Below are 15,200 nucleotides of genomic sequence, written 5' to 3' on the forward strand. Positions count from 1 at the left end.
AGGCTGAATGGGTGTTAGTCGTCCAGCGGAAGGAGGTCCGCCCTGTCGGCCTTGGTTTCCGGCCTTTGGCGGATTTCCTGGAGCTTGGCTTTCATCTGCTCGCAGATGTCCGGATGCTGGGCTGCTACGTTGTTGAGTTCCTTCGGGTCCTTTTCCAGGTCGAACAGGCTGCCGCCTTCCGGGGACTTGGTCATTTTCGCTCCCAGTCCGTTGATCCCGTCGCGGATGGCTACGCCGGCGGGAATGAACTTCCACTTGCCGTGGCGGATAGCCAGAGCCTTGCCGGTGCTGTTGATGACGTGGTAGTCGCGTCCCTTGGCGGATTTGCCCAGGAGGGCGGGGATCACGTTTTCAGAGTCGCGGAAGGAATTGGCCTTGCCGGGTTCCAGAAGCTGTTCCAGGGAGGCGGCCAGGTCCATTTGGTTGAACAGGGCCTTGCTCGTCGCTCCGGGTTTGACTACTCCGGGCCATTTGACGATGAACGGAATGCGGGAGCCACCTTCCAGAATGCTGTATTTGCCGGCGCGGAAGGGGCCTGCCGGGGAGTGGGTGGCGTTGTCCCGGACGGCAAAATCCTTGTAGCCGTCGTCCAGCACGGGGCCGTTGTCGCTGGAGAAGATCACCAGGGTGTCCTTTTCCAGTCCGGCTTTTTGTAGGGCTTCCGTGATGCGGCGGACGCAGTCGTCCAGTTCCACGGTAACGTCCCCCCGCACGCCATGCTGGCTCTTGCCCACAAAGCGTTTTTCCGGGCAGCGCGGCACGTGGATGTCATGCGTGGCGAACATCAGGAAGAACGGTTCCTTGGCCTTGGCGCTCTTCTGGATGTATTCAATGGCCTTGTTCGTGATCACATCCGCGTTTTCCTCATCCTTCCACAGGGCGCTCTTGCCGCCCTTCATGAAGCCGATGCGGCCGATGCCGTTGATGATGGCCTGGTTGTGCCCGTGGCTCCACATGAGCTTGAGCTGGTCCTTGTTGTCCTTCCCGTTCGGAAGACCGGGGAAGTTGTGCTGGTAGGACACTTCAATGGGGTCGTTCGGGTCCAGGTTGCGGACGTTGCCGTTTTCCAGAATCACGCAGGGAACGCGGTCGCCCGTGGCGGCGAAGATGAAGCTTTCATCAAAGCCGATTTCGTTAGGGCTGGGGGCGATGTGCTTGTTCCAGTCAATCTTCTTTCCCTTTTCCCCCAGGCCCAGGTGCCACTTGCCCACCATGTAGGTTTTATAGCCGTGGGATTGGAGCATCTTGGGCAGCGTGGGCTTCTTGGTGTCAATAATCAGGGCGGCGTCCCCCGGCAGAATGCCCGTGCCTTCCTTGCGCCAGGGATATTCCCCGGTGAACAGGGCATAGCGGGAGGGAGTGCAGACGGAGGTGGTGGAATAGGCGTCCGTAAAGCGGACGCCCTGCTTGGCAAGCTTGTCAATGGAAGGGGTGGGAATCCCCTTGGCTCCATAACAGCCTACGTCTCCATAGCCGAGGTCGTCAGCGTAAATCATGACGATGGCTTTGGGCGGCTTGACCTGGGGCGTGGTGGCGGCCGGGCAGGCCGCCGCCGCCGCCAGGGCAAGCATCAGGTGTAATGCGGGTTTGTTCATGTTGTCAGGTGTGTGTGTTGTTGCGGTTGATCAAAAGATGGTTGGAAAAATGCCGGGATTCTGCCGGGGGAAGGGCCGCGCGGTCTTGGCTGGCGCTTTTAATGAGGTTCCTCCGGCGGCGGCAGGGGCTCCGTCATGGGGCGCATGCTGGCATTCTGCCAGATGTAACGCTTGTAGAGAACCTTGATGGCGGCCGTCAGCGGGACGGCCAGCAGCGCGCCGATCAGGCCGCCCAGGATAAGCGTCCAGATCAGCACGGAGAACATGACCGTGAGCGGATGAAGCTCCACGGAATCCCCCACGATTTTCGGCTGGATGACCCATCCGTCAAACTGGTTGACGGCCAGGAAGATGCCGGAAACGATCAGCACGTGCTGGAAGTCTCCCCACGTAAACCAGGCCAGCAGGACCGCGGGAATGAAGGCGGTGATAATGCCCAGGTAGGGCACGATGCCCAGCACGCAGACCGCCGCGCCGATGGTGACGGCGTACGGCAGGCCGAGCAGTTTCAGGCAGATGGCGATCAGGATGCCTTCAATGATGCTCACCAGCATCTGGCCGCGGAAGAAGGAAATCAGGTATCCGTTGATTTCCTCCATGGTGTCCACCACGTCCTTTCTGAATTTGGAGGCCTTCAGCGGCAGGATGCTGGGCCATTTCTCCCTGATCTTATCCGCTTCCAGCAGAAAATAAAAGGCGAAAATGGGCGTGATCAGGATGCTCACCATGATGCCTATGGTGCTGTAAAGGGCCCTTCCGCCGGAAGTGAGCCAGCTCATCAGCTTGTCCTGGTAAAAGGAGGAATTGATGGTCATGTACGCCCCCAGTTTTTCCCGGGCGGTCCGGGCGTTTCTCAGGTCGTGGACCTCCGCGTCCGTATAATGGCCGGTATTCAGTTCCCGCAGGCTGGTGCTGTAAACGCTGTCAATGGTGCGGGAGATGAAGGGAATTTCAATGGTGGAGTCAATCAGCTCGGAGGTCTTGTCCCAGAGCTCCATCCGGTTGTCGATCAGCTCATCCGTCTGCCGGATCAGGGGAGGGAGGATAGTGGCGCCGAAGCCCACCAGGACGGCCAGAGCCGCGAACATGACCGTGACCACGGCCCAGGGGCGGGAGAATCTGAAGTGCACCAGCCAGGAGACGATGGGTTCCAGCAGGTAGGCCACCACGGCGGCAATCAGGATGGGCAGGAGCACCGGTTCCAGAAAGCCCAGGAGTTTCACCACTTCAAAGATGACGAAGGCCGCGATGCACAGCATCACCAGGATGGCGACGCCCGTCAGGGCGTACCAGCAGGTTTTTTTCTGGAAGGGTGAGGGAATGCGGCAGTCGCCGGCGGCTTCCTGTGAATCCTGTTGTTGTGCGTCGTTCATGCCGGTGGTAGAGAGATGGCTGGATAGGGGCTGGCTCAGGCCGCGGGGGTCTTGTCCGTTTTCCCGTCAGGCGCGGGGGCGGCCTCCTCCGGAGTTTCCGTCGCAGCGGGCGCGGGCTGCTGGTCTCCCGCGGCATCCTGGGGCTGTTCCTTTTCCTCCTGCTGCTTGACGTGGTTTTCAAACTCCTGCTCCGTAATGGCCTGGGGCGTGGGGTAATAATCCCCGGCAGGGGGCGCGGCCGGAACTTCCCAGTGAATGCGCACCAGTCTGTTCCTGCGCTGGACCACAACGCTTGCCTGTGCCCCCCGCTGGGTGGTGACATATTCTACGAGGTCCGGATACGGATTCTTTCTCCCATTGATGGAAACGAGCACGTCCCCCGTTCTGAGGCCGGCGTCCCACGCGGGCGACCATTCGGCTACGTAAGCCTTCATGGGGCCGTTCCCGCTGCGGTCCTGGATGAAGGTGCCCCCCATCAGGTTGAAGGAGGAGGGCGCGGGCATCCGATGGCTGGTGGAGCTGAAATAAAGGGCATTCCCCGGGCCGTCCAGCCAGAACTGGCGCGCGGCCAGCGCGCCGTAGCCCAGGATGATGTCGATGTCGTCGGGAATGCCCATCACTTCCGGATTGGCGAAGCTTTCACAGAGCAGGATGTTCTTCAATTCCAGGGGGCCGAGCTGGAAGGAGCTCACGTGCATGCATTCATGGGCGTAAAAGCCGCCCGCGGCGGGGCTGTAGCCGGAATAAACGCTGACGAACGCGTCCGGGTAGGCCTGCTTGATGGCGTTCCAGCGTTTCTTGGAGATGTAGACGGCATGGGGCGCGCCCGTATCCAGAATGATGCGCCGGCCGTGCTTGTCCGCAATCTGCGGGTAGTCGGAACCGGGTATCAGGGAAAGCTTGTGCCAGCTCCGTATTTTGGAGGGCAGTTTGTTGAAAAAGCGGTGGGAGCGTTTGGGATAATTGATGTTCCACACGTACTTCCGGATGCACTCCCAGCCCAGCAGTCCGTCATACGGCGCCTGGTCCACCATCACCACGTCCTGCTTCCGGGAAATGGGTTCTCCGTCATCCTTCAGGGAAACGGGCACATTGGCCGTGCGCATGGCGCCCCTGCCGCGCAGGCGGGCGCCGATGGATTCCACCGCGGGAGAGAAAAGCAGGGACGTCTGGACCGCTCCCGTGTCCACCCCCATCATCAATTGCGTTCCGGAGCTCCACGCCAGGGCCACGGGGGTGCCGTCCAGCGGGTTGGCCGCGTCAATGGGCGGAGAACTGCTGTCCTGGATAGGCCGGTGCGATACGCAGGAAACGCACAGCATGGTTGCCAGAAGCATGATGGAGGAACGAAACATAAAGCATTCCATTCATAACAAACGGACCAGAGGCTGGCAAGGTTTCCTTCCTGCTTATGGAGCTTTTTGGCGGCATCAGTCCGTAAAACTTGCCACGATGTATCTATCTGATAAGGTAGAAGTATGATATTCAGGTCTTTGGCATATGTGTTTCTTCTGGGCTCCGTGTCATGGGCGGATATTCCGCCTGCTCCGTCTCCCGGTGTTTCCGCTCCTCCGGAGCTGCGCCTGTTCCGGGCATGCATGGAGAAAAGCGGCGGCAGTGTCATGATTTCCCCTTTTTCCCTGTATGAAGTTCTCCGTTACATGCTTCCGGGAGCGGCGGGGGAAACGGAGAAGCAGATGGCGGCCGTATTGCCCGGAGACGGAAAAACCAGGAGGGACTGGACTTTTCTGTCTGGTGATTTTTCGCGCTCGCTGCGCTGTTATTCCGCCAACCGCATTTTTGCAGACCGGTCCGTGGAATTGAAAGACGCCTATAAAAAGGCCGTGGGGCCGGATGCCGTGGCTCAGGCGCCCTTCCGGGAAAACATGGCGGAAGCCGTGCGGCAGGTGAACGCCTGGGCGGCAACGAATACGGGAAACCGCATCAGGAATCTTCTGAATCCGCAGCGGATGAGTGACCGGACGGTGCTTGTGCTGGTGAACGCCATGTATTTGAGGGCGTTCTGGGACAGTAAATTTGAAGGGCGGGACACCGCGCTGCGGACCTTTGTCCGGGAGGACGGCGCTGCCTGCCAGGTGCCCATGATGAAGCAGCAGGTATTCACGGAGGGGAGGTCATGGCCCCGGCAGGGAGGAATGTATTATGAAAAGGACGGCGTGCGGGGGGCAAGCCTGTTTTTTACGGGAGGGAAGGGCGCGCCCGTTTTCATGGCCGTTCTTCCTCCGGAGGGGAGGAAGATGAAGCAATTCATTGACGGGATGACCGCAGAGGACTGGAACGGCATCCTGTCCTCCCTGTCCGCCCGGGATGCCGCGGAAGAAACGCGGAAGCCCGGCGGAAAGCCCCTGGAGCAATATTCCAGATACCATCTGCGGCTGCCGCGTTTCTCCCAGTCTTCCCCCACGCTTTCCCTGAAAAAGGCCCTGGAGGCGCTGGGAATGGAGGACGCGTTTACCGGCCGCGCCGATTTTTCACGGATGGGGAGCTGCGCGCCGGAGCCGTTGAAAATCCATGGCGTGTACCAGAAATGCGCGGTCAGAGTGCGGGAGGAAGGGCTGGATGCGTCCGCTTCCACTGCCGGGGAGATGGATCCATTTGCCGGCGCTCCTCCCCGCGGCAGGGGGCCGGAGATCGAATTCAACCGTCCTTTCCTGTGGCTCATTTACAGCCCGGAGGACCGGGCCGTGCTGTTCATGGGAACTTATGAAGGGCCGGAATGCGGGAAAAAGGAAGGAAAGCCGTGAAGTTTGCGCGCTCCCAAAAATCTTGATTTTCACAGGGGCCCGTATAGGGTAGGGGTGAGCCGTTATGACCACCCCTACGTTTGAAGATGCCGTGAGCCGCATTGTGCGGAAGGATCCCCGTTTTGCGGAACGGGCGTATTCCTTTCTGAAAGATGCGCTGGATTTCACCATGCAGCGCATTGAAGAGCAGGAAAACGGCTCCCAGCGGCATGTCAGCGGGCAGGAATTGCTGGAAGGCTTCCGGGATTACGCCCTCGCCCAGTTCGGCCCCATGGCCTCCACCGTATTAAAGGAATGGGGGCTGAGAAACGGGAAAAATGTGGGAGAGATGGTTTTCCTGCTGATTGAGGAGGATGTGTTTTCCAAGCAGCCGGAGGATTCCCTGGACGATTTCAAGGGGTTCATGAGTTTCCGCAAGGCCTTTGAAGAGCCTTACGAATTCCAGGAGCAGCCCAGTTGACCCCCCGTACCGCCATGAGCAAGGAACCCGATGTACGCTGGCCCGCTGAATGGGAACCGCAGGACGCCGTCTGGCTCTCCTGGCCCCACCGCAGGGATTTGTGGCAGGGCGGCCTGGATGAATTGCAGCAGACCTACGGGCGCGTAGCCGCCGCCATTGCCCCGCATGCCCGCGTGTGCGTGAATGCCGCGGAACCCCTTCATCCGGGCATCAGGCAGGCGATGCAGGCCGCCGGGGTGCGGGAGGACCAGTACCGCCTGTTCAATCATCCGGCCAACGATGTCTGGTGCCGGGACCACGGCCCCGTCTTCGTGCAGGGCGTGGAGGACGGCTCCCTGATGCTGGCGGACTGGCAATTTAACGCCTGGGGCGGCAAATTTGCTCCGTGGGACCTGGACAACGGCATTCCCTCCCTGATCGGCGCTTCCCTGGGGCTTCCCGTGCGCAGCTCCTCCATGGTTCTGGAAGGGGGCGCGATTGAAGGCAACGGGGACGGCCTGCTGGTGACGACGGAATCCGTGCTGCTGAATCCCAACCGCAACCCGGAATGGAGCCGCGCCATGATTGAGGAGGAATTGCGGCGCATGCTGGGCGCCAGGTCCATTTTCTGGCTCGGTTCCGGCATTGAGGGGGATGATACGGACGGGCACATTGACGACATGGTGCGCTTTGTGTGCCGGGATGCCGTGGTCTCCATCGTGGAGACGGACTCATCCTCCCCCCATTACCGCGCCCTGGCGGAAAATAATGAACGCCTGCAGGATTTGAGGGGCGTGGACGGTTCCGGCGTGGAGGTGATTCCCCTCCCGATGCCGGACCCCCTCCATGCGGAGGACTGGCGGCTGGACCAGCTCCCGGCCAGTTACGCCAATTTCCTCATCGTGAATGAAGCCGTCATCGTTCCCGTGTTCAACCAGCCCCGGAATGACGACCGCGCCCTGGGCATTCTGCGGGAATGCTTCAGCGGAAAACAGGTAGTCGGCGTGGACGCCCGCAAGCTGGTGCTGGAAGGCGGAGCCATCCACTGCATCACGCAGCAGCAGCCTGGGCCGAGGAAGGAGGCCCCATGAACGGAGAGGAAGGCGTAACGGTGGATGTGATTCTGCCGATGGAGAAGGCCGGCGACGACCGCGCGCGCCGCGCCGCCGTGGCGGAAAAGCTGGGCATTTCCCCCTCCCGCATCAGGGAATTGCGGCTGGTGAAGGAATCCATTGACTCCCGGCAGAAAAACATTTTGTTCCAGCTCCGTCTGCTGGCGGGGGTGGACGGCCCTCTGCCTCCGGAAGAACCTCTTTCCCGGGACTATCCTCCCGTCAGGCCCGGCGCCCCGGTGGCGCTGATTGTGGGATTCGGACCTGCCGGAATGTTCGCCGCGCTCCGCTGCCTGGAGCTGGGGATGAAACCCGTGGTTCTGGAACGGGGGAAGGACGTCTCCTCCCGCCGGTTTGACCTGGCCCCCATCCTGCGGCAGGGCACCGTGATGGAGGATTCCAATTACTGCTTTGGGGAAGGCGGCGCGGGCACGTTCTCGGACGGCAAGCTGTTTACGCGCGCGACCAAGCGCGGCCCCGTGCGGGAGGTTTATGAAATTTTCGTGGCCCACGGCGCGCCGCGGGAAATCCTGACGGACGCCCATCCGCACATCGGCTCCAACCTGCTGCCCAACGTCGTGAAAGCCATCCGGGAATCCATCCTGAGCGCGGGCGGGGAAATCCATTTCAACGCGCGGGTGGAGCATTTGCTCCGTTCCGCGGACGGCCGCCGCATACGCGGCGCGGTCTGTGCGGATGGCCGGGAATTTGCGGCGGACGCCGTTCTGCTGGCTACCGGGCACAGCGCGCGGGACGTGTACCGCATGATGCTGGCGGAGGGGCTGGCCCTGGAACAGAAGCCCTTTGCCGTGGGCGTGCGCATTGAACATCCCCAGGCGTTCGTGGATGCCCGCCAGTACCATCTGCGCCCGGACCGGAAACGCCCGGAACAGCTTCCGGCGGCGCGCTATTCCGTGACGACCACCATTCGGGACCGCGGCGTCCACTCCTTCTGCATGTGCCCCGGAGGCTTCATTGTTCCCGCCGCTACGGAAAATGACGAGGTGGTGGTCAACGGCATGTCCCTGGCCCGGCGGGATTCCCCGTTTGCCAACGCCGGCTTTGTGGTCAGCGTGCATCCGGAAGATACGGAATCCTTCCGCAGGGAGCACGGCGTGCTGGCGGGCGTGGCGTACCAGAAGGCGCTGGAGACCGCTTCCAGCCGCGCCGGCGGAGGCATGCAGAAGGCCCCGGCCCAGAAAGTGGAGGATTTCCTGAAAGGGCGCGTCTCCTCCTCCCTGCTTCCCACCAGCTACCACCCCGGCATTACATCCCACCCCCTGCATGAACTGCTTCCGGGGGAAATCGTCTGGCGCATGCGGGAAGGGCTGCGGCAGTTTGACCATAAATGGCGCGGTTTTGCCGGGGCCTCCGCCCAGCTCATCGGCTGCGAGACGCGCACCAGTTCCCCCGTGCGCATTCCGCGGGACCCCGCCACGCTGGAGCATCCCGGGCTGGAAGGGCTGTATCCCTGCGGGGAAGGGGCCGGGTATGCCGGCGGCATTGTTTCCGCCGCCCTGGACGGCCGCCGCTGCGCGGAGGCCATGGCGCGGCAGATGTCCCGTTGAGGGATGCGGCGCTCCATGAATCCCTTTTCAAGCTTTGCCGTGCAAATTCCGGCATCCCCGCCGTTGGCCTTGTAAAAACAGCCTTTCGTTCCGGAAATGATTGGGGCGAGCAAGACGGTGGGGAAGCGGCTGGAGGAACGGTATTGCCGGAATACATGTTTGTGGTATGGTGTCTTCATGGGTAAGATGGTTCGTTTTCTGATCGTTTTAAGTTTATCGGGAATGGCGGCCGCCCAGGATATTGCTCCTCCCGCCGTGCCGGACTTGAACCGGGATACGGAGGAAGGAAGGGTGCGGGAAAGGAATCGTAAAGAAATTCGGAGCTTTCTTGCCCAGTTGTGCCTTGTCCGGAACCTTCCTTCCTTTGAAGTAATAATCAGAGGCGGCAACGGACTGGCTACGGAATTTTATCAGGTAATCCTGGAGGAATTCCCGGAAAATGCCCTGAAACGCTGTCCTGCGGATTTTCAGGAACTGGTCGTTGTAAAAAAGAGCAAGATACAGGAATTCCTGGACGGGCTTGAAAAGAATATTGTCTGGCCTTACGTGGCGGATGAAGAAGTGGCCGCCTTGCTGTTCAAGTACGGCTTGAAGGATGAAGAGGAACGGATTGCACTCTGGGTAACTTCCAGGCTCGGTTTCAGGAAAAGTGACACTCCCGCGTTTAAAGCCCGGCGAATCCGTGAACTGAAAGAGGAGATGGAGGCCGGGAAAGTCGTGGTTCCCGAAAATATTGGCGAGGCTGAGGAAATGGAGGACGGGGAGGTGATGGAAGATGTTTGAGAAGAAAGCCGTTATCTTCCGTTTTGCCTCCTGCCCGGTGGCGGAATCTGCCCCTGGTGGAGCGAACGTGCGGAAAGCCGTGGAAGGGATTGATTGCTTTCCGCGGCTCCCATTCCGCAACGTGGAGGTTTTAAGTTTTCCCGGTGAAGACGTCCCGGAAACGTAAAATATTAAAGGAACAAGGGATTACCGCAGATTTCGAACGATCGGGAAGCCCCGCTGTCCAAAAGTGAACCATGAGAATGCCCCTGAACTTTTTATTGCTGTGCCCCGTGCTGTTTGCGCTGTCCGGTGCCGCCCAGGATGTCGGGGCGCCCGGAATGCCGAATGTGGATTTGGAAACGCCTTCCGGGCAGAAGCTGGCGGCGGAGAAGGCGACTATCCGCAAATTCTTCGTGCTGCTTTATTTAGCCGTTCTCCTGCCGGTCGTGGAAAACCAGGGCGAGGTATTCAGGGAAAAGGACCTTTATCCCCTGATACTGGCGGCTTTTCCTGAACAGGAATTGAAGGAATGCCCGCAAAAGCTCCAAAAGCTGATGAATGCCAGGGTTCAGGCTCTGAAAGAGGCGGCGGACGGAAAAAGGGATTTGCAGTCCGAGCCGTTTAATCCGGAAGACCCGGAGGTTCTGGCCTTTCTGGCGGAATACGGCATGGAGGACATGTGCCGCCAGGCCTTGAACTGGATGGAGCGGGAAGTCAACGCCCGCGGCAACATGGACCAGGACTCGTTTGCCCAAGCGTTCAAGCAATTTCGCGATCATGTCCGTTCAGGGCGCCTCGTCATGCCGGAGACGGTGGAGGAATAAGTCCGGTAGTTGTTCCGCTCCGGCGTTTTTCCGGAAGAAAGGGCAAGCCTGTTGCGGCGGATGCCCGGAATCCACGGCATCCGGCGTATGGGCGGCTGTGCGGGAAGGTCCATGAATGGGAAAAGAAGCGGCCCCGGCACGGAATGGCGGAAAACTTATTGCCCGCGGACGGTCCCGTGGTATGCTGTGAATATGGCTGGCATGAGTCGCTTTTTATTGATTGTTTTATTATTATGCGGGGCGTTCCCTCTTTTCTCCCGTGCTCAGGATATTGCTTCACCGGGAATGCCTGTCGTTGATTTGGATTCCGAGACCGGGAAAAAAATTCAGGAGGAGCGTGCCGTCATATGCGGTTTTATGGTTGTACTGGTTTTGAATCAGATGATTTTAATGCTGGAAGAGGATCCTGCGGAGAAAATGGATGATGAACAATTCGACAAGGTTTTTAAGGAATATTGCAACCGATGCAATGAAATGAATGCTCCCATGATGGAAAAATACCGTTTGAGGGAACGCAGTTCTCTTTTTTTCCGGATGCTGGAAAGCAAGGTGATAGGATTGAACAGGGAGGAGCGCATGAAGGCGCTTCAACGAATGAAGGACGACCTGATTGCCGGAAAGCTGAAAAATTCAGGGGAAAATGAAGGAATGGAAGAAGAAACCGGATTGATAAGATGATGCTGAATGTAGTTTTCTGTGCAGTTCTGGCATGGGCATGCTGGCTGGGAATGGTGCGGGGGCAGGATGTTGCTTTTACGCAGGAACCGTCCGTGCGGGAGGCGCAGAGTGCGGAGGAAAAACTGTTCAGGGACCGGGACGCCATTATCCGGCTCATGATGTGGAGCATGCTGTATCTGGAGAAAAGGGCGCCGCTGCTGGACCGGATGCCGATGGAGGGCGTGCACCGCGCTTTTTTGGAATCGTACATAGCCGTTCCCGTCAGACTGGTGGAGGAATGCCCCCCGGATTACCGCAAGGTGTTTTGGCTGGTGGATGCCATGAGCAAGGCCTTTCTTCAGCGTATGGAAAAAGAGAAGCTGGCGGGAAAGGAATTGATCCGGGAGTACGGCGTTTATGTTAAGGCATGCAATGAATTGCTGCTTCCCGTCGTTTCCCGGTATCCGCTTTCCGAAAGGTTTCAGCAGGTGGACCGGGAGCTCAGAAGGCAGATGAAAGCGGCCACAGACCGGGAAGCGCTCATCACGGCCCTGATGGAGCAGATGGAGGATGTGGAACGCAGTCTTCCTCCTCCGGAAAAAGAAGGGGCTGTCTCTCCGGAGAAAAAGTGTGGGGAGAAGGTGGAATAAGGATGGACTTTATCCCCGGCAGATGCTCTTATCAACTAATGATCAAGCTGATTTTAGCCGCAGGCTTGGCGGGCTGCTGCCTGGGAATGGCGCAGGGGCAGGATGTGGCGTCACCCTTCATGCCGAATGTGGACGGGTACCGGCAGACGCCGGAATTTGCCCGGGAACGTGCCGCCGTTGCCAGGTACATGTTTTTCTGGACCTTGTGCGGGCGGATTGCCATCCTGGAATCTGATATTAAGGGAAATGTTAATGCGGGGCTGCTTTGCAAGCGGCTGCTGAACCTGCTTCCTGAAAATATTTCAGCCGGGTGTCCGGAGATGTTCCGGAAAGAATGGATGGAGCATGTGGAAAAAATAAAAGCCGCGTTGAATGAAAATCCCGAATGGATGGAGACGCCGCAAGGGAAAAAGGAATGTGCTGCGATAGAGGCTGTGATGAAACGCCTGGATGAGCGGTATGGAATAGAACGAGCGATTTATTTGTCCAATGAATGGCTTGATAAGCGGTTGGAGACCGGGAAAAGGAATGATGCCCCTGAAATATTCCTGAAGGATTTGCTCCGGTTGAAGAAGGACTTTGAGTCCGGGAAACTGGCTGTTCCTGTGGAGTTTATATCCCAAGAGAGGAAGGAAGGATGAGAAGGCTGAGCTTGTTGCTGTTTCCGGTGCGGGAAAGAAAAAAGGTTTTCACCGCTGAAAAGGCGATGAAATTATTCAAATGGTTTTCCCTGGCGGGTATGGCATGGGGATGCGGTTGTGGCGTATTGAGCGGACAGGACGTTGTGGAACCGCTCATGCCGAATGTGGATTTGGAAGTGCAGCAGTTCAGGAAAGCCAGCGCGGCTATCCTCAAGTACCGTGTCATGCTTGAATTGTGCTGTGAAATTATTTCCCTGGAACGGGGAACTCCGTCCGGCGACAGGAGTAAAAGCATGTTTGACCTCATGCCGGAACGGTTTGAGGCGGAATGTCCGCCTGATTTCCGGGAGTCGTATATTGACGTCCTGAAGATGGTGGATGAATACTGGAAGGGAGATTTTTCCCGGAAAGACATATCCGTTGTGCAGAATCTCATGGCCAGTCTGGACGAGGCCAGGGAACGGTTTGACCATCAATATGATTTGGGCCGCTCCATGAATGCGTTGATTGACTGGCTGGACCGTGGGACGATGAAGAGGGAGGGGGAAAGCGCCCCTGACCTTTTGAAGCGCCTTTACCAGTGGAAAAAGGACCTTGAGTCAGGCAAGGCGGTTATTCCGGAGGATGCGGGAGACCCTTCCGGAAGCTCCGGGCAGTGGAGACGCGGAACAGGGGAAGAGGCGGTTTCACAGGCAGACCATGAAAGAGATGGGTGAAATGGGGGAAAAGGCGTGTGCCCGGTGAGGCCGTTCCGGAGTTTTGGCGCCTCCGTCCGGGCATCCTTCACGCCCGCGGCCCCCGCCGTTTTTTTTGAAGGTTAAGTCTTGCCAGGGCAGGGGGCTTGGGGCCATAATCTGCAAGTTTCACAACCGCACACACAGCCATGAAAGTCATCGTCATCTACGGCAGCCCGAATGATAAGCCCTTTATGGAACCCGCCCGCGAGTATTTTGCTCAGGAGAATGTTCCGTATGAAGAAACCGTCCTGTCCGCCCACCGCGACCTCCCGGAGCTGGTCAAGTTCCTGGGTGAGCTGGAAGCCAGCGGGGAAAAGGCCGTCATTCTGGCTGTGGCCGGGCTGTCCGCCGCCCTTCCCGGCGTGGTGGTGATGAGCTGCTCCCTTCCGGTCATCGGCGTGCCCGTTCCCGGAGGCCCCCTGAACGGCATTGACGCCCTGCTGGCGATCGCCCAGTGCCCGGGCGGAGTGCCCTGCACCACGGTGGGCCTGCACAAGAAGACCCCCGTCAACGCCGCCATGGCCGCCCACCGCATCCTGAAGCTGGCCGGCCTGTAACGTTCACTCCTTTCCCATCAGATGACTCCTCCTCCGTCACAGGAAATCGTGTTGGACGGCCCGGGGATTTCCCGTGCGCTGGAGCGCATGGCCCACGGCATCGTGGCCCGCTTTCCCGGGGAACCGCTCGCCATCGTCGGCCTGCTCAGCCAGGGGGACGTCATCGCCCGGAGGCTGGTGGACAAGGTGAAGGAGCTGGGCGTGGAAGCCCAGTACGGCGCCATTGACATTTCCCTGTACCGGGATGACATTTTCAAGCTGGAGGTCCGCCCCTCCCTCCGTTCCTCCAACCTGCCGTTTTCCACGGATGACATGAGGGTGGTGCTGGTGGACGACGTCCTCTACACGGGCCGCACCGTGCGCGCGGCCCTGAACGCCCTCTTCGACTACGGCCGCCCGGCCCGCATTGAACTGGCGTGCCTGATTGACCGCGGAGGGCGGGAAGTGCCCATCCAGCCGGATTACACGGGCCATGTGCTGGACCACGCCGGAGCCAAGGTCATCGTGAGCATGAAGGAGGCCGACGGCGAGGACCGCGTAATCATCTCCTCCCACTAGACACTTTTCAATCCATTACCCGTTTTCCATGAATCCCCGCAAGGACCTTCTCAACATCTCCTCGTTGACTGACGAGGAAATTCATACGCTGCTGGATTCGGCCGGTCCGATGAAGGAGCTCTTCACCAAAAGCGTTAAAAAGGTGCCTGCCCTGAAAGGGAAGTCCGTTTTGACGCTTTTTTATGAGCCCAGCACCCGCACCCGCTCCTCCTTTGAGGTAGCGGCGGAACGCCTGTCCGCGGACGTGACCAACTTCACGGTGTCCACCTCTTCCGTGGTGAAGGGAGAATCCGTGCAGGACACGATCGCCACACTCCAGGCCATGAAGGTGGATTACGTGATCGTGCGCCATTACAACAGCGGCCTGCCGAATGTGATTGCGCGCCATACCTGCGCCAGCGTGATCAACGCCGGGGACGGGGCCCATGCCCATCCCTCCCAGGCGCTGCTGGACTCCTTCACCATCCGGGAGGTGTTTCCGGAGGTAAGGGGCAAGCGCGTGCTCATCGTGGGGGACATCCTGCATTCCCGCGTGGCGCGTTCCACCTCCCTGCTGATGAAGAGGCTGGGGATGGAAGTGGCCTACCTGGGGCCCGGCTCCCTGGTGCCGCGCACGGAGCACTCCGGCATCCCGCGCTTTTCCGATTTCAATGAGGCGTTCGCCTGGAAGCCGGACGTGATTTACCTGCTGCGCGTGCAGAAGGAGCGGCAGGACGCCCCCTTCTTCCCCAGCGCCCGGGAATACAACAAGATTTACGGCGTCACGGAAGAACGCCTGAAGCGCATTTCAGATGAAGGCCTGTATATCATGCACCCCGGCCCGGTCAACCGCGGCGTGGAAATCTGCGACCTGGCGATGGATTATGAGCGCTGCCTGATCAACCGGCAAGTGGAAAACGGCATCGCCTGCCGCATGTCCATCCTTTACCATCTCACCCCGCAAACCCAGCACTGATTGC

The 15,200-nt window shown here is 59.3% G+C and carries 17 protein-coding genes; 13 read left to right on the top strand and 4 right to left on the bottom strand.

All coding sequences use genetic code 11. The annotated features are described in order from the left end of the window. Nucleotides 1–14 precede the first annotated feature (14 nt). From P8A25_RS04040 to P8A25_RS04050, 3 genes are all read right to left on the bottom strand, one after another. Entirely contained in the window at nucleotides 15–1,595 is a 1,581-nt protein-coding gene (locus tag P8A25_RS04040) for an arylsulfatase (protein WP_102726820.1), read from the bottom strand. Nucleotides 1,596–1,693: 98 nt separating this feature from the next. Next, complete coding sequence (locus P8A25_RS04045; protein ID WP_022397480.1) at nucleotides 1,694–2,968, bottom strand: AI-2E family transporter; 1,275 nt, start codon at nucleotides 2,966–2,968, stop codon at nucleotides 1,694–1,696. A gap of 35 nt (nucleotides 2,969–3,003) precedes the next feature. After that, nucleotides 3,004–4,323, bottom strand: a complete 1,320-nt coding sequence (locus P8A25_RS04050; protein WP_215442766.1) for a PDZ domain-containing protein — start codon at nucleotides 4,321–4,323, stop codon at nucleotides 3,004–3,006. Nucleotides 4,324–4,446: 123 nt separating this feature from the next. Between P8A25_RS04050 and P8A25_RS04055 the strand changes: the two genes are divergently transcribed. The 8 genes from P8A25_RS04055 (at nucleotide 4,447) to P8A25_RS04090 (ending at nucleotide 11,748) form a co-directional block, all read left to right on the top strand. Further along, nucleotides 4,447–5,733, top strand: a complete 1,287-nt coding sequence (locus tag P8A25_RS04055) for a serpin family protein (protein ID WP_286011368.1) — start codon at nucleotides 4,447–4,449, stop codon at nucleotides 5,731–5,733. Nucleotides 5,734–5,797: 64 nt separating this feature from the next. Further along, nucleotides 5,798–6,193, top strand: coding sequence for a Minf_1886 family protein (locus tag P8A25_RS04060; RefSeq protein WP_022397477.1), 396 nt, complete (start codon nucleotides 5,798–5,800; stop codon nucleotides 6,191–6,193). A gap of 14 nt (nucleotides 6,194–6,207) precedes the next feature. After that, nucleotides 6,208–7,263 (top strand): agmatine/peptidylarginine deiminase, encoded by a 1,056-nt coding sequence (locus P8A25_RS04065; RefSeq protein ID WP_102726817.1) that lies wholly within the window; start codon nucleotides 6,208–6,210, stop codon nucleotides 7,261–7,263. Continuing rightward, the gene (locus P8A25_RS04070; protein WP_215442764.1) at nucleotides 7,260–8,852 is read left to right on the top strand and encodes an FAD-dependent oxidoreductase; all 1,593 of its coding nucleotides are present in this window, start codon (nucleotides 7,260–7,262) and stop codon (nucleotides 8,850–8,852) included. Before P8A25_RS04065 ends, P8A25_RS04070 begins: the two co-directional genes overlap by 4 nt. A 177-nt stretch (nucleotides 8,853–9,029) precedes the next feature. Continuing rightward, the gene (locus tag P8A25_RS04075) at nucleotides 9,030–9,635 is read left to right on the top strand and encodes a hypothetical protein (RefSeq protein ID WP_215442763.1); all 606 of its coding nucleotides are present in this window, start codon (nucleotides 9,030–9,032) and stop codon (nucleotides 9,633–9,635) included. 236 nt (nucleotides 9,636–9,871) lie between these two features. Then, nucleotides 9,872–10,441, top strand: coding sequence for a hypothetical protein (locus tag P8A25_RS04080; protein ID WP_146021208.1), 570 nt, complete (start codon nucleotides 9,872–9,874; stop codon nucleotides 10,439–10,441). Between the two features lie 9 nt (nucleotides 10,442–10,450). After that, entirely contained in the window at nucleotides 10,451–11,119 is a 669-nt protein-coding gene (locus tag P8A25_RS04085) for a hypothetical protein (RefSeq protein ID WP_404838774.1), read from the top strand. Next, complete coding sequence (locus P8A25_RS04090) at nucleotides 11,116–11,748, top strand: hypothetical protein (protein ID WP_102726812.1); 633 nt, start codon at nucleotides 11,116–11,118, stop codon at nucleotides 11,746–11,748. The genes P8A25_RS04085 and P8A25_RS04090 overlap by 4 nt, the downstream gene beginning before the upstream one ends. 31 nt (nucleotides 11,749–11,779) lie before the next feature. Here P8A25_RS04090 and P8A25_RS04095 read toward each other — a convergent pair whose 3' ends face one another. After that, nucleotides 11,780–11,971, bottom strand: a complete 192-nt coding sequence (locus P8A25_RS04095; protein WP_215442761.1) for a hypothetical protein — start codon at nucleotides 11,969–11,971, stop codon at nucleotides 11,780–11,782. A gap of 97 nt (nucleotides 11,972–12,068) precedes the next feature. Between P8A25_RS04095 and P8A25_RS04100 the strand changes: the two genes are divergently transcribed. From P8A25_RS04100 to P8A25_RS04120, 5 genes are all read left to right on the top strand, one after another. Next, entirely contained in the window at nucleotides 12,069–12,389 is a 321-nt protein-coding gene (locus P8A25_RS04100; RefSeq protein WP_146019225.1) for a hypothetical protein, read from the top strand. A gap of 65 nt (nucleotides 12,390–12,454) precedes the next feature. Continuing rightward, a complete protein-coding gene (locus P8A25_RS04105) occupies nucleotides 12,455–13,105 on the top strand; it encodes a hypothetical protein (protein WP_215442760.1) in 651 nt (216 codons plus the stop codon). 167 nt (nucleotides 13,106–13,272) lie between these two features. Next, complete coding sequence (locus P8A25_RS04110) at nucleotides 13,273–13,683, top strand: AIR carboxylase family protein (RefSeq protein WP_022397467.1); 411 nt, start codon at nucleotides 13,273–13,275, stop codon at nucleotides 13,681–13,683. A 21-nt stretch (nucleotides 13,684–13,704) separates the two neighbouring features. Then, nucleotides 13,705–14,241 (top strand): bifunctional pyr operon transcriptional regulator/uracil phosphoribosyltransferase PyrR, encoded by a 537-nt coding sequence (pyrR, locus tag P8A25_RS04115; protein WP_022397466.1) that lies wholly within the window; start codon nucleotides 13,705–13,707, stop codon nucleotides 14,239–14,241. A 28-nt stretch (nucleotides 14,242–14,269) separates the two neighbouring features. Next, nucleotides 14,270–15,196: an aspartate carbamoyltransferase catalytic subunit gene (locus P8A25_RS04120; RefSeq protein ID WP_022397465.1), complete on the top strand. Its 927-nt coding sequence runs from the start codon at nucleotides 14,270–14,272 to the stop codon at nucleotides 15,194–15,196. The last annotated feature ends 4 nt before the right edge of the window (nucleotides 15,197–15,200 follow it).

It is taken from the genome of Akkermansia sp. BCRC 18949 (assembly GCF_045011645.1).
GTDB classification, from domain to species: domain Bacteria; phylum Verrucomicrobiota; class Verrucomicrobiia; order Verrucomicrobiales; family Akkermansiaceae; genus Akkermansia; species Akkermansia massiliensis.